Genomic DNA, 13,247 nt, shown 5'->3' on the forward strand with positions numbered 1-13,247 from the left:
CCGCGCGTCGGGTGACGGCGGCGATCGGACCTATATATGCCTTTAAAAGGGGTTAAGGGGGTCAGCGGCGGTGGGAGTGCCGGTGGATCATCTTGAAGACCATGGCTCCGATGAACACGAAGAACAGCACCTTCGCGATGCCGAACCCCCCGAACACGAACCCCACCATCAGCAACACGAACAAGATCGGCAGGAACGGCCCCGGCCCATGATGCGGTCGTCCCCAGCCATGGCGCATGTCGCGCCGCTCGTGACGCATCGACTGCATCTGGTGCCGGTGCGCCTTCATCGCCGCCCGAAAGGCGTCCTTGTCGAACGCCTGGGGAGGCAGGCCATGCGGGTCGCGGTAGTCGTACTGCCGCCGCTGCCCCGGGAGGTCGGCGGTGATCTGCGCGAGGTCTCGCGCGGTGCGTGCGCCGAGCGTCCGGTCGAGGCGCTGGTCCAGCTCCTCGCGGTCGAGGCGGCCCTGCGCGAAGTGCTCGCGCAGGTCGGCCATCGTCTGTTCGCGCTCGGCGTCGCCGATGCGGAGATCGTTGGGGTCCATGGCTGGTTCCTCGCTCTCCCCGTACCGGCTGTCCAGGGTGGCGCCGGTCATGCGTTACTCCTCACCCGGGTCGCCGTCGGCCAGAATCTGGTAGAGCTTGCGCCGGGTCTCTACAAGAGTCTTACGCGCTTCGCGGATTTGTGCGTCGCTCCCGGTCTGCAAAACCTGCATCATCGCGAATGCCGACTGGCGCGCGATGTCCCACAGGTCCGCGGTGTTGTCGTCGATGTCGGGGCGCATCTCGTCCCACGGGGCGCGGATCTCGTCGGCGTGCGCCTCGATGTAGGCGAGCCCGGTCTCGGTGAGGCGGAAGGTCTTGCGGCCCTCGTTCTCCTCGGCGATGACCAGCCCCTCGTCGGTGAGCTGCTGTAGCGCCGGGTAGACGGCGCCGGGGCTGGGCTTCCAGCCGCCTTCGCTGCGCTCGGCGATCTCCTGGATGATCTGGTAGCCGTTGCGCGGCTCCTCGGACAGGAGCGCCAGGATCGCGGCGCGTACGTCGCCCCGCTTGGCCTTGCGGCCACCCCGGCCTCCCCAGCCGCCCCGGTGCCCGAACGGCCCCGGTCCGCCGGGACCCCATCCCCAGGGGCCGCGCCCGAACTCGGGCGGGAATCCGCGTCGGCCGCGTTGCCGCTCCTCGTGCGGACCGCCGCCGCGGCGGTGGTGATGGTGGTGCCCGCCCTGTTCCCACGCCTCGGCCACGGCCTTGAGCGCTTCACGGGCGGCACGCTTGAACTCGCGGGGCTCGGGCCACGGCCGTCCTGCTGCTTGTGCGGAAGTCATGTCAAACTCTCCTTCTTGGAATGCTTGTGAATGTTCTCGATGCTTCAAAGATATATCGCCAATATGTCGTTCGCAAGCGGATGGGCAGAGTGAGACAGATCACGAAAAAGTTGCGGAATCCGGGAACAGGAGGCGGGAGGGTGTCGTTGTTCAGAGCAGACGAGGTCGTTCCGCGTCGGCAGGGCTGGGGGGTGCTGTCGCCGCGGAGACGACCTCGTCTGCGTTTCCGGACATTTCCCGCGATGGGCCCCGATGGTCTGCGATCGGCAAAGTCCGTAGCGCGGAGGTGAGGGTGATGGCGCCCCAGGCGGGTCTCCGCGCGTAAAGAACGGCTTTGCCGTACAGTTTCGATCATGATGGGGCATTCGCATGCGATGACCGGGGCCATCGCTTGGCTGGGACTCGCACCCGGGCTCGCCGCGCTCCCGATGCTGACCGACTCCTCCAGGTTCATCGAGACCGGGATCATGGCGAACGCCCTCACCCCGGCCGAGTTCATCGCCGGCGCCATCATCTGCGCCGGGGCGGCCATGCTGCCCGACCTCGACCATCCGAGCGCGACGATCGCGCAGACGTTCGGGCCGGTCACCTGGGTGCTGAGCAAGGCCGTCAACTGGCTGAGCGGCGGACACCGGGGGGCGACGCATTCGCTGGTGTTCGCGGTGGTGCTCGGGTTCGCGGCGCACTGGCTGGCCAACACCTATCCGATCGGCCGCGACATCATGGTCGTGCTGCTCATCGGGCTGGCGCTGCGCGCGATCGGCATCGGCATCCCGGGCAACAAGCTCGGCTCGGCGATGATCAACGTCGGCCTGACCGCCGGGCTCTACGCCGTCTTCATGTCACAGGGGGTCGGCTACGCGTGGCTGGGCATGGCCGTGGCCATCGGCTGTCTCGTGCACGTCGTCGGCGACTGCATGACCGAGCGGGGCTGTCCGGTGCTGTGGCCGGTGTCGGTCCGCTTCGTGCTGCCGTGGAAGATCGGGATCAAGACCGGGAAGACGTTCGAGCAGAAGATCCTTGCTCCCGTGCTGTCCATCGCCATCATCGGCCTGCTGTTCTGGCGGCTGGCGCCGGTTTAACTTGATGTCGAGATACTTTTAGAGATATCTTGACGTCAAGACATCCGCCGCGCGTCCCCGCGGGTTAGGGTCACCTAACGTTCTTACTGCTCCCGGGGTGCGGCAGGATTCAACTGAGCAAATGTCTATGGAGGAGGCGAATCATCGTGTCCGCGAACAGCTTCGGCAGCCGTGACACGCTACGCGTAGGCGACGCGTCTTACGAGATTTTCCGGCTGGACGCCGTCGAAGGCGCAGCCCGCCTCCCGTTCAGCCTGAAGATCCTGCTGGAGAACCTCCTCCGCACCGAGGACGGCGCGAACATCACCGCCGACCACATCCGCGCGCTGGGCGGCTGGGATCCCAAGGCGGCGCCGAGCGTGGAGATCCAGTTCACCCCGGCCCGCGTCATCATGCAGGACTTCACCGGCGTGCCGTGCGTGGTCGACCTGGCCACCATGCGTGAGGCCGTACGCGACCTGGGCGGCGACGCGGCCCGGATCAACCCGCTGGCCCCCGCCGAGATGGTCATCGACCACTCGGTCATCGTCGACTACTTCGGGCACCCCGACGCCTTCCAGCGCAACGTCGAGCGCGAATACGAGCGCAACCACGAGCGCTACCAGTTCCTGCGCTGGGGCCAGACGGCGTTCGACGAGTTCAAGGTCGTCCCGCCCGGCACCGGCATCGTCCACCAGGTCAACATCGAGCACCTGGCCCGCGTGGTCATGATCCGCGACGGCAAGGCCTACCCCGACACCTGCGTGGGCACCGACTCGCACACCACGATGGAGAACGGCATCGGCGTTCTCGGCTGGGGCGTCGGCGGCATCGAGGCCGAGGCCGCGATGCTCGGTCAGCCGATCTCCATGCTGATCCCGCGCGTGGTCGGCTTCAAGCTCAACGGCAAGCTGCCCGCCGGTGCCACGGCCACCGACCTGGTGCTGACGGTGACCGAGATCCTGCGCAAGCACGGCGTGGTCGGCAAGTTCGTCGAGTTCTACGGCGACGGCGTCTCGTCCGTGCCGCTGGCCGACCGGGCCACGATCGGCAACATGAGCCCCGAGTTCGGCTCCACCTGCGCGATCTTCCCGATCGACGGCCAGACGGTCGACTACCTGCGCCTGACCGGCCGCTCCGAGGAGCAGATCGCGCTCGTCGAGGCCTACGCCAAGGCCCAGGGCCTCTGGCTCGACCCGTCGGCGCCCGAGCCGGTCTTCTCCGAGTACATCGAGCTCGACCTCGGCACCGTCGTCCCGTCCATTGCCGGCCCGAAGCGCCCGCAGGACCGCATCGCCCTGTCGGCCGCCAAGGACACCTGGCGCCGCGACGTACGCAACTACGTCACCGACTTCGACGGCGACGGCATCGACGAGGCCGTGGAAGAGAGCTTCCCCGCCTCCGACGCGCCCGCCTCCAACGCCCGCGCGAACGGCAGCCGCCCGCACAAGACGGTCGCGGTGACGCTCGAGGACGGCACCTCCTTCGAGATCGACCACGGCATCGTCTCCATCGCCGCGATCACCTCGTGCACCAACACCTCCAACCCGTACGTCATGCTCGGCGCGGCCCTGCTGGCCCGCAACGCCGTGGAGAAGGGCCTGACCCGCAAGCCGTGGGTCAAGACCTCCCTGGCTCCCGGCTCGCAGGTCGTCACCGGCTACTTCGAGCGTTCGGGGCTCCAGCCGTACCTCGACAAGATCGGCTTCAACCTCGTCGGTTACGGCTGCACCACCTGCATCGGCAACTCCGGGCCGCTGCTCCCGGAGATCTCCGACGCGATCCAGGCCAACGACCTCGCCGTCACCGCCGTGCTGTCCGGCAACCGTAACTTCGAGGGCCGGATCAACCCCGACGTCAAGATGAACTACCTGGCCTCGCCGCCGCTCGTGGTGGCATACGCGCTGGCCGGGACCATGGACCTCGACCTCGACACCGAGCCGCTGGGCGTCGGCGCCGACGGTTCGCCGGTCTTCCTGCGCGACATCTGGCCGTCGCCGGAGGAGATCGCGGCCGTGGTCAACTCCTCGATCGGGCGCGACATGTTCGAGCGGGACTACGCCGACGTCTTCAAGGGCGACGAGCACTGGACGTCGCTGCCGATCCCCACGGGCAACACCTTCGAGTGGGACCCTTCCTCCACGTACGTGCGCAAGGCTCCCTACTTCGAGGGCATGCCCTCGACTCCTGACCCCGTTACCGACATTTCCGGCGCCCGCGTGCTGGTGAAGGTCGGCGACTCGGTCACCACCGACCACATCTCGCCGGCCGGCTCCATCAAGGTCGGCACGCCCGCCGCCCAATACCTGGAGTCGCACGAGGTCGCGGTCAAGGACTTCAACTCCTACGGCTCGCGGCGCGGCAACCACGAGGTCATGATCCGCGGCACGTTCGCCAACATCCGCCTGCGCAACCAGATCGCGCCCGGCACCGAGGGCGGCTACACCCGCGACTTCACCCAGGCCGAGGGGCCGGTGTCGTTCATCTACGACGCCTCGGTCAACTACGCCTCGGCCGGGACGCCGCTGGTGGTGCTCGCGGGCAAGGAGTACGGCTCGGGCTCATCGCGCGACTGGGCGGCCAAGGGCACGGCGCTCCTGGGCGTCCGCGCCGTGATCGCGGAGTCGTACGAACGCATCCACCGCTCCAACCTGATCGGGATGGGCGTGCTGCCGCTGCAGTACCCAGAGGGCGTCTCGGCTGCCTCGCTGGGGCTGACCGGCGAGGAGACGTTCGACATCACCGGGGTGGAGGAGCTCAACAAGGGCGGCATCCCGGCGACCGTGCACGTCAAGGCGGGCGAGGTGGAGTTCGACGCGGTGGTCCGCATCGACACGCCCGGCGAGGCCGACTACTACCGGCACGGGGGGATCATGCAGTACGTCCTGCGCTCCCTGCTCGCCAAGTCCTCCTGAGCCGGCGTTGATGCCCGTCCTGATCTGACGCCAGTCGTGAGCTCTCGCGAGGGCTCGAGACCTTAGGGTTCGAGTCCTCCGCGAGGGTGCTGAGACCTCCGGCGCCGCCGCCTCGGCCACCAGCTGAGCGGAGGCCGCCGGGATCCCGCGCCGCACTTCCCGCGGCCGGGCGGGCGCGACCTCACGCGCCCACATCGGGGGTGAACCACCCGACCACGAAGCGCCGCCCGGCACCACACCGCCGGGCGGCGCTTTGTTGCCTTCTCGCAGACATCCGCTTTCGCGCCGGCCGCCGTCCATGGCCGGACCCCGTTCAGGGGCGCGCTCTTCCGTACCTGCTTTCAAGCCACCCGCCGTTCGTGGCAGGGCCCCGTTCAGGGGCGCCCTCCTCCGTACCTGCTTTACGGGCAGTTTCTTTTACGGCAGGCACGGTGAGCCCCAATCGCCGACCATGGCCGGGCCCCGTCCAGGGGCACGCTCCTGCGGTTCACGGGGCTGGGCGCCGTGACGTGCGCGTTCTTGGCCGCCTGCTTCGGCTTACGTCACCCGGTGGATCACCGGGATATGCGGCGGTAGGCGCGGACGGCCAACGGCATGAAGACGACGATGAGCGCCCCGGACCACAGCACGGTCGCCATGATCGGGTGCTGGAGCGGCCAGGCGGTGGAGTGCGACGTCGGGTTGCCGAAGAGCAGGCGGGCGGCGGCGACCACGGCGCTCATCGGGTTCCAGTCGGCGAACGGCTTGATCCAGGCGGGCAGCCCCTCCGTCGGGACGAACGTGTTGGCCAGGAACGTCATCGGGAACAACCAGCCGAACGTCGCCGCGTCCGCCTGAGCACCACTCTTGACGAACAGCCCGATGTACGTGCCCACCCAGATCATCGCGAAGCCGAACAGGGCCAGCAGGCCGAACGCCGCCGCCGTCTGCCCAAAGGTGCCGTGCGCCCGCCACCCCGCCAGCAGCATCGCCGCCACCACCATCGACGCCAGCGACAGCAGGTGCATGGACAGGTCGGCGACGCTGCGGCCGATGAGCACGGCACCGCGGGCGATCGGCTGGGCACGGAACCGGTCGATGATGCCGCGCTCCATGTCCTCGCCGACCGCCGTGGCCGCGGCGGCCGCGGTCATCGCCATGACCTGCATGAAGATGCCGGGCATCAGGTAACTGCGGTAGTCGCCCCCACCGGGGAGGGTGATCGCGCTGCCGAAGACATAGCCAAACAGGATGGTCATGACAACGGGGAACACCAGGTATCCCGCTATTTCCCCTGGCTGCGCCATCAGCCTGAAGTAGGTGCGGCGCGCGATGGTCAGGGAGTCGGAGATCGTCCAGCGGAGGCGCTCGCCGAGCGTCGTTGGTGGAGCGGGTACGTGGACAAGGGTCATGCGAAGTCACCTCGCGGGAATCGGCCGGAACATGCCGGAAGGGCGGGTCGAGCGGCGGTCAGAGTGGTGGCCGGGCGGCCTGGTCGGGTGGCGGTCAGGACGGTAAATGGGCGGCCTGATCGGGTGGTGGGCGGGCGGCGGTCAGTGGCTGTGGGCTGGTGGTCAGGTGGTGGTCAGATGGAGGAAGACCTCGTCCAGGGTGGGGCGGCGGAGGGACAGGTCTTCGACCGGGATCATGGCCGTGTCCAGCGCGCCGGCGATGCGGATGAGCGACTGCGCCCCCTGTTCGACCGCCACCGTCACCCGCCGCTCGTCCACCACCTCCACCTGCCGTTCGTCGGCCGCGCGCCGTACCAGGTCGAGGGCTTGGGGGACGTCGGTGGCCGTGCGCAGGACGACCTGCACCCGGTCGCCGCCGATCTGCCGCTTCAGCTCCGCAGGTGAGCCGGCGGCGGCGACCCGCCCCTGGTCGAGCAGGACGATCTGGTCGGCGAGACGGTCGGCCTCCTCTAGGTATTGAGTGGTGAGCAGCAGCGTGGTCCCTTCGGCGACCAGGTCGCGCAGCAACTCCCACAGCCCGAGCCGGCTGCGCGGGTCGAGGCCGGTCGTGGGCTCGTCCATGAACAGCACGGGCGGCGCGACGATCAGGCTGGCGGCCACGTCGAGGCGGCGGCGCATGCCCCCCGAGTACGTCTTGACCCGCCGGTTCGCGGCGTCGGTCAGGTCGAACCGCTCGAGCAGCTCGTCGGCCCGCCGCCGGGCCGCCGCCTTGGGCAGGTGGTACAGGCTGCCGAACATCTCCAGGTTGCGCCGCCCGGTGAGCAACTCGTCGACCGCCGCGTGCTGCCCGGCGAGCCCGAACATGAAGCGCAGCCGCGCCGCGTCCCGCACCACGTCCAGCCCGGCCACCTCCGCGTGACCGGAGTCGGGGCGGAGGAGCGTGGTGAGGATGCGTACGGCGGTGGTCTTGCCCGCCCCGTTGGGCCCGAGCAGCCCGCAGACCGTGCCCGCCGGCACGGACAGATCGATGCCCACCAGCGCGTCCTTGGACCGGTAACTCTTCCGGAGCCCTTCCGTGTGGATCACGACGATCCTCCTTAACGCCGTTAAATCTAACGCTGTTAAGGATGCATTGAACGTTGTTAAACTGTCAACCGTGGCACTCGAAAAAGGCACCATCGTGGCGACGGGGCTCCGCTTGCTCGACGAGGTGGGCCTCGACGGCCTCACCTTGCGGCGGCTGGCGGCGGAGCTCGGCGTGCAGGCGCCGGCGCTCTACTGGCACTTCAAGAACAAGCAGCAGTTGCTCGACGCGATGGCGGTGGCCATGGAGGCGCCGCATGTGACGCGGCCGGTGTTCACGGACCCGTCGCGGTGGCGGGAGTGGGTGGCCGACTACGCCCGCGGCAGCCGGGCGATACTCAACTCCCACCGCGACGGCGCCAGGCTGGCGGCCGGGACGCGGTCGTCGCCTGAGGTGTTCGCGATGGTGGAGCGGGCGGTGGAGGCGCTGGAGCTGGCGGGCTTCACGGTGGCGGACGCGGCGCGGGGACTGTTCGCGGTGAGCAACTACGTGGCCGGGTTCGTGCTGGAGGAGCAGGCCGACCGGACGCGGCCGGACACGGACGAACTGGGGCCCGACATGGCGGAGTTTCAGGCACGCTACCCGCGGATCATGGCGGCCCTGCTGGCGGAGGGCGACCCGCAGGGTGACAACTCGTTCGAGGCGGGGCTGGCCCTCGTCCTGGACGGCATGCGGCTGCGATTGTCCGGCGGGAGCGGCGCCGATTGAGGCGGGTTGGCGACGGTCGATCGGCGAGTCTGGCACGATGAGGGTGCCACCCGGCGAAATTCCGCTTCGCCGGATGGCACTAATCGTCAGACGATGTCCGCGATCCAGTCGGTCACTTCGCGGACGACCTCGTCGGGAGCGATCCCGACTCTCCTGGTGAATCGCTGGGGAGACACGCTCCGCACGTGCTCAACCATGGCCCAGCTGGGTTTGTCGAGCCCCGTGCCTTCGCGGCTGACCGGGATGTGGTTGTCCCATCCGCGCTCGGTCGTTGTCAGGGGGACAATGATCTTTACTGCGGCCGCGGCATTGAAGTTGTCGTTGCTCACGACGAGCACGGGGCGACGGTAGCCCTGCTCTCGGCCGGTTGGCTCGCCCAGCTCAGCGAGCCAGATTTCGCCTTGGATCACCCTCATCTCTCTCCTCGGGAAACGTGATGAGCCCCTCCCACTCGGGTGCGATGCGGAGGGAGCTTGATGGTGGGCCTTGGACCAGCTCGGACTCGGCGAGATAGTCGGCCCAGGCTCGGGGGTCCTCCTTCCTTGTGCGTTCCATCTGGTCCGCGACATGTTGCCAGCGGTGCTTCTTCTCCAACTCCCGAATGGCCTGGTCGATGATCGCGGTCATGGGTTCACCCGCCTTTCTTGCCAGTGCGGCGATTCTGTCCCGGGTCTTGACGCTGACGCGTATCGTCGTCGCTTTTTGTTTCACGGTCATACTCCGGAGGCTACGTCTGCGTCGGGAAGAAACCTACACCCTCGTTGTAACGGATGCCGCTTGAATGGCAACACAGAGTAATGATGATTGACTCTCCTCCGTGACTCAGATGGCATTAGTGCTGATTGTTGGCGGTTTGGCGGTCTTCGTTGGGGCGGTCGTCCAGGGCAGCGTGGGGTTCGGGCTGGGGTTGGTGGCCGCGCCGGTGCTCACCATGCTCGACCACTCCCTGATGCCCACCGCCATTCAGGTGGTCAACGTCACGTTGCCGCTGTTCACGCTGGCTGCGGAGTGGCGGAAGGTGGACTGGCGCGGGGTGGTTTTCGCGGTGCTGGGGCGGCTGCCGGGTGCGGCCATAGGTGGGGTCGTTCTGGTCTACATATCCGTCTACACGCGAGGCGTCTTCGTGGGGGTCATGGTGCTCATCGCGGTGGGGCTCACTGCGTGGGCGGTCAGCGTGCCGCGCAACGCCGCGACCATCGCGGGGGCCGGGTTCTTCTCGGGCATCACCGGCACCGCGACCGGCGTCGGCGGGCCGCCGATCGCGCTGGTCTACCAGAACGCCAAGGGGCCGCAGATCCGGGCGACGCTGGCGATGGTCTTCTTCCTGGGCGCCGCGCAGTCGCTGGCCATCCTGGGCTTCGTGGGGGAGTTCTCCGGCCGGGCGGCCGCCACCGGGGCCGTGCTGATCGTGCCGATGGTGCTCGGGTTCCTGGTGTCGGGGCCGCTGCGGCGCTACCTGGACGGCGGGAAGGTCCGGACCGCGGTGCTGGTGGTCGCCGCGCTCTCGGCCGCCGCCCTCATCGCCCAGAGTCTGGCTACGTGACCCAGGCCGCCTGCCTCCAAGCTTCCGACTCTCCAAGCTTCCGAGTCCTTGAGCGCCCGAGCCCCCGACCTCCCTGAGCGCCCGAGCGCGTGACCCCCGAGCGCGTGAGCGTCTGAGCCCCTGAGCGTGCTCTTGTGATTGGTGATGCGAGCGATACAACCTTTCGTCACACGAGTCGCGTTGGCAACGGGGGAGAGGAGATCACATTGGACCGTCACGACGGCTTCCGTGAGTTCGTGCTCGCCCGCCAGCAAGCCCTGATGCGGACCGCGTACCTGCTCACGGGAGACCCGCACCTGGCCGAGGACCTGCTGCAGAGCGTCCTGATCAATGTCGTGGGCCACTGGTCCAAGCTGGTCAAGGACGGCAACCCGGAGGCGTACACCCGCAAGGCCCTGGTCAACCAGTACATCTCCTGGAAGCGCAGATTACGTCCCGAGGTGCCGAGCGGTGACCCGCCCGAGCGGGGCATCTACTCCGACGGAGCCGTGCTCGACCGGATCGTGTTGCGTCAGGCGCTGACCAAGCTGGGGCGCAGGCAGCGGGCCGTGATCGTGCTGCGTTTCTGGGAGGACCTGAGCGAGGCGCAGACGGCCGAGGTGCTGGGCTGTGCGGTCGGCACCGTCAAGAGCCAGACCCATCACGCGCTGGCCCGCCTGCGCGAAGTCGCGCCCGAACTGGTGCATCTGCTGGATGACCCCGAGATCCTGGAGGTGGCACGATGACGAGACTGCGTGAGGCGTTGGGGGACATCGCCGAGGAGGCTCCGTTGGTGAGCCTCGCCGACGTGGCCATCGCGGGCCACCGGCACAGGCAGCGGACCGTGCTGACGGCATCCGCCGTGGCGGCGTTGTGCGTGACGGCGGTGGCAGTGGTGGTGGTGGCGGCCGTGCCGTGGCCGCGTACCGCCCAGACGGCCACGCAGCAGGGCCAAGCGGCCGTGCCCGACCTGCCCCCGGGCAACGTGGGGCCGATCAGCCGCGCGTACATGACTTCCTGCAAGCTGGTCGGGCGTGAGTCTGATTGCTCCGCGGTCGAGTGGCGGGTGGTCACCCGCGCCGGCAAGACCTACCGAGTGCCGCAGGCGCTCGTCGAGAGCGCCAAGGGTGAGCGGGTGCCCGTCGCGATCAGCCGGGACGGCCGCATGCTCGCCTACTACAGCCGTGACGCTCAGGCGCACGTGGTGCGCGACCTGGTGGGCGGCTCGGAGACGACATCGCCGGTCGCCATCAAGGAGGAGCGGATCGGCGTGGGTTCCATGCTCGTGCTCTCCGACGACGGCCGGTACATCGCCTTCGACCCGCGCGAGGGCAGCAAGTATCCCGGCATGCTGATCGACGTGCGTACCGGCAGGACGACGCACATCAACGGCAAGTACGAGCCGGTCAGCGTCAAGGGCGGTGTCGCCGAGCTGGTCCGGTACCGCAAGACCGACCTGTGGCTCATGCCCGTTACGGGGGGCGGCAAGCCGGTCCGCTTCAACGGCGTGTTCATCATGTTCAGCGAAGTAGCGCCCGACGGCCGTACGGTGGTCGCCGTCGAGTTCCCGAAGGTCGGCAAGGGCGAGCCTGTGACACTCGAAAAGAACATGCTGACCCTGCTCGACGCCAAGACCGGCAAGACCCTGCGCAAGGTGCCCATCAGCGGTCTGCCGAACGACCGCGGCGGGATCGACGGCGCCACGATCTGGCAGAGCGAATCCGAGGTCACGCTGCTGTACGGGGACAAGGAAGGTGAGCGCTCGTACGCGGTCGACGTCAACACCGGGCGGGCTCGGCTCCTGGACCGGCAGCCAGGCAGTGCCGGGAACGTGAGCTATCCCGGGGCCGCGGCCGGCTGACCGCCGCCCAAGAGGCGCCGCAGAGACGCCCAAGAGACGCCGCATCGGCCGGATCCCCCCGGCCGGTGCGGCGTTTCGCTTGTCCGGCGGCACGCGCACGGTGAACCTCCGATGTCAGCCGCGTTTCTAGATTGTTATCCGCAACAACAAACTCCCCCCTCCATAGGTCTTCCAAAGCAGGCCATCCCGGAATACGTTGCCGCAAACAACATTCATCCGGGCCCTCCGGAAGAAAGGACCCTGCACTATGCGCAAGGGGATCCTCAGCCTGACCGCCGCGGCCGCCGTTCTAGCCCTCGGTCTCACCGCCTGCGGGGGCAACAGCGGTCCGACCTCGTCCACGTCTTCCGCGCAGAGCACGCAGAGCTCGCAGAAGGCCGGCAAGATCGGCGTCATCCTGCCCGACAGCAAGTCCTCGGCCCGCTGGGAGACGGCGGATCGCAAGTACCTGGAAGAGGCGTTCAAGGCCGCCGGGGTGGCCTACGACATCCAGAACGCCCAGAACGACAAGACGGCCTTCCAGACCATCGCCGACCAGATGATCACCAACGGCGCCACCGTGCTGATGATCGTCAACCTCGACAGCGGCACCGGCAAGACGGTCATCGACAAGGCCAAGTCCCAGGGCGTGGCGACCATCGACTACGACCGGCTGACGCTGGGTGGCGGCGCCGCCTACTACGTGAGCTTCGACAACACCAAGGTCGGCACCCTGCAGGGCGAGGGTCTGGTCAAGTGCCTGACCGACAAGAAGGCCAGCAAGCCGATCATCGCCGAGCTCAACGGCTCGCCCACCGACAACAACGCCACCCTCTTCAAGGCGGGGTACGACGGCGTCCTCAAGCCCAAGTACGACTCGGGCGACTACGTCAAGGGCCCCGACCAGTCCGTGCCCGACTGGGACAACGCCCAGGCCGGCACCATCTTCGAGCAGATGCTGACCAGCGCGCCGAAGATCGCCGGCGTGCTGGCCGCCAACGACGGTCTCGGCAACGCCGCCATCACGGTGCTGAAGAAGAACAACCTCAACGGCAAGGTCCCGGTGACCGGCCAGGACGCCACGGTCCAGGGTCTGCAGAACATCCTGGTCGGCGACCAGTGCATGACCGTCTACAAGGCCGTCAAGAAGGAGGCCGACGCGGCGGCCAAGCTCGCGGTCGCGCTGGCCAAGGGTGAGAAGCCCACGGCGAGCGGCAGCGTCAAGGACCCGCAGAGCAACCAGGACGTGCCGTCCGAGCTGCTCGACCCGCAGCCGATCTACCTCGACAACGTCAAGGACGTCGTGGCGGACGGCTACGTGACCAAGGAAGAGCTGTGCACCGGCGACTTCGCCGCCAAGTGCACCTCGGCCGGAATTCAGTAGGAAGAGTAAGAAAGCGGA

Annotated in this window: 13 protein-coding genes; 7 read left to right on the forward strand and 6 right to left on the reverse strand. The window is 68.1% G+C overall.

Annotated elements, in window-relative coordinates; all coding sequences use genetic code 11:
* Window positions 1-61: 61 nt before the first annotated feature.
* Together ACQP2T_RS18270 and ACQP2T_RS18275 are read right to left on the reverse strand one after the other, a co-directional pair.
* A complete protein-coding gene (locus tag ACQP2T_RS18270) occupies window positions 62-595 on the reverse strand; it encodes a DUF1707 domain-containing protein (RefSeq protein WP_433517319.1) in 534 nt (177 codons plus the stop codon).
* A gap of 3 nt (window positions 596-598) precedes the next feature.
* On the reverse strand, window positions 599-1,324 hold the full coding sequence (locus tag ACQP2T_RS18275; RefSeq protein WP_433517320.1) for a PadR family transcriptional regulator: 726 nt from the start codon (window positions 1,322-1,324) through the stop codon (window positions 599-601).
* Between the two features lie 353 nt (window positions 1,325-1,677).
* Here ACQP2T_RS18275 and ACQP2T_RS18280 point away from each other — a divergent pair, with 353 nt between their 5' ends.
* On the forward strand, window positions 1,678-2,406 hold the full coding sequence (locus ACQP2T_RS18280; protein ID WP_433517321.1) for a metal-dependent hydrolase: 729 nt from the start codon (window positions 1,678-1,680) through the stop codon (window positions 2,404-2,406).
* 146 nt (window positions 2,407-2,552) lie between these two features.
* Complete coding sequence (gene acnA / locus ACQP2T_RS18285) at window positions 2,553-5,300, forward strand: aconitate hydratase AcnA (protein ID WP_433517322.1); 2,748 nt, start codon at window positions 2,553-2,555, stop codon at window positions 5,298-5,300.
* Window positions 5,301-5,854: 554 nt separating this feature from the next.
* Here acnA and ACQP2T_RS18290 read toward each other — a convergent pair.
* Together ACQP2T_RS18290 and ACQP2T_RS18295 are read right to left on the reverse strand one after the other, a co-directional pair.
* On the reverse strand, window positions 5,855-6,691 hold the full coding sequence (locus ACQP2T_RS18290) for an ABC transporter permease (RefSeq protein WP_433517323.1): 837 nt from the start codon (window positions 6,689-6,691) through the stop codon (window positions 5,855-5,857).
* Between the two features lie 162 nt (window positions 6,692-6,853).
* Window positions 6,854-7,777 carry an ATP-binding cassette domain-containing protein gene (locus ACQP2T_RS18295; RefSeq protein WP_433517324.1) on the reverse strand — a complete coding sequence of 308 codons (924 nt, stop codon included), beginning with the start codon at window positions 7,775-7,777 and terminating at the stop codon, window positions 6,854-6,856.
* A 70-nt stretch (window positions 7,778-7,847) separates the two neighbouring features.
* On the opposite strand from ACQP2T_RS18295, the gene ACQP2T_RS18300 reads away from it, so the two are divergent.
* A complete protein-coding gene (locus ACQP2T_RS18300; protein ID WP_433517325.1) occupies window positions 7,848-8,483 on the forward strand; it encodes a TetR/AcrR family transcriptional regulator C-terminal domain-containing protein in 636 nt (211 codons plus the stop codon).
* Between the two features lie 86 nt (window positions 8,484-8,569).
* On the opposite strand, the gene ACQP2T_RS18305 is transcribed toward ACQP2T_RS18300, so the two are convergent.
* Together ACQP2T_RS18305 and ACQP2T_RS18310 are read right to left on the reverse strand one after the other, a co-directional pair.
* A complete protein-coding gene (locus ACQP2T_RS18305) occupies window positions 8,570-8,899 on the reverse strand; it encodes a type II toxin-antitoxin system PemK/MazF family toxin (RefSeq protein ID WP_433517326.1) in 330 nt (109 codons plus the stop codon).
* The gene (locus ACQP2T_RS18310; RefSeq protein ID WP_358549113.1) at window positions 8,865-9,200 is read right to left on the reverse strand and encodes a hypothetical protein; all 336 of its coding nucleotides are present in this window, start codon (window positions 9,198-9,200) and stop codon (window positions 8,865-8,867) included. Before ACQP2T_RS18310 ends, ACQP2T_RS18305 begins: the two co-directional genes overlap by 35 nt.
* 136 nt (window positions 9,201-9,336) lie before the next feature.
* Between ACQP2T_RS18310 and ACQP2T_RS18315 the strand changes: the two genes are divergently transcribed.
* From ACQP2T_RS18315 to ACQP2T_RS18330, 4 genes are all read left to right on the forward strand, one after another.
* Complete coding sequence (locus tag ACQP2T_RS18315; RefSeq protein WP_433517327.1) at window positions 9,337-10,026, forward strand: sulfite exporter TauE/SafE family protein; 690 nt, start codon at window positions 9,337-9,339, stop codon at window positions 10,024-10,026.
* A gap of 206 nt (window positions 10,027-10,232) precedes the next feature.
* The gene (locus ACQP2T_RS18320) at window positions 10,233-10,751 is read left to right on the forward strand and encodes a SigE family RNA polymerase sigma factor (protein WP_433517328.1); all 519 of its coding nucleotides are present in this window, start codon (window positions 10,233-10,235) and stop codon (window positions 10,749-10,751) included.
* A complete protein-coding gene (locus ACQP2T_RS18325) occupies window positions 10,748-11,866 on the forward strand; it encodes a hypothetical protein (RefSeq protein WP_433517329.1) in 1,119 nt (372 codons plus the stop codon). The genes ACQP2T_RS18320 and ACQP2T_RS18325 overlap by 4 nt, the downstream gene beginning before the upstream one ends.
* Before the next feature lie 247 nt (window positions 11,867-12,113).
* The gene (locus ACQP2T_RS18330) at window positions 12,114-13,229 is read left to right on the forward strand and encodes a sugar ABC transporter substrate-binding protein (protein WP_357642521.1); all 1,116 of its coding nucleotides are present in this window, start codon (window positions 12,114-12,116) and stop codon (window positions 13,227-13,229) included.
* Window positions 13,230-13,247: the final 18 nt, after the last annotated feature.

Origin of the sequence: Nonomuraea sp. CA-143628 (assembly GCF_050942315.1) — a bacterium.
Taxonomy (GTDB): domain Bacteria; phylum Actinomycetota; class Actinomycetes; order Streptosporangiales; family Streptosporangiaceae; genus Nonomuraea.

Coding starts and splice junctions, on each gene's coding strand:
- ACQP2T_RS18270 (WP_433517319.1), bottom strand. CDS start 595: ATGACCGGCGCCACCCTGGACAGCCGGTACGGGGAGAGCGAGGAACCA.
- ACQP2T_RS18275 (WP_433517320.1), bottom strand. CDS start 1,324: ATGACTTCCGCACAAGCAGCAGGACGGCCGTGGCCCGAGCCCCGCGAG.
- ACQP2T_RS18280 (WP_433517321.1), top strand. CDS start 1,678: ATGATGGGGCATTCGCATGCGATGACCGGGGCCATCGCTTGGCTGGGA.
- ACQP2T_RS18290 (WP_433517323.1), bottom strand. CDS start 6,691: ATGACCCTTGTCCACGTACCCGCTCCACCAACGACGCTCGGCGAGCGC.
- ACQP2T_RS18305 (WP_433517326.1), bottom strand. CDS start 8,899: ATGAGGGTGATCCAAGGCGAAATCTGGCTCGCTGAGCTGGGCGAGCCA.
- ACQP2T_RS18310 (WP_358549113.1), bottom strand. CDS start 9,200: ATGACCGTGAAACAAAAAGCGACGACGATACGCGTCAGCGTCAAGACC.
- ACQP2T_RS18325 (WP_433517329.1), top strand. CDS start 10,748: ATGACGAGACTGCGTGAGGCGTTGGGGGACATCGCCGAGGAGGCTCCG.
- ACQP2T_RS18330 (WP_357642521.1), top strand. CDS start 12,114: ATGCGCAAGGGGATCCTCAGCCTGACCGCCGCGGCCGCCGTTCTAGCC.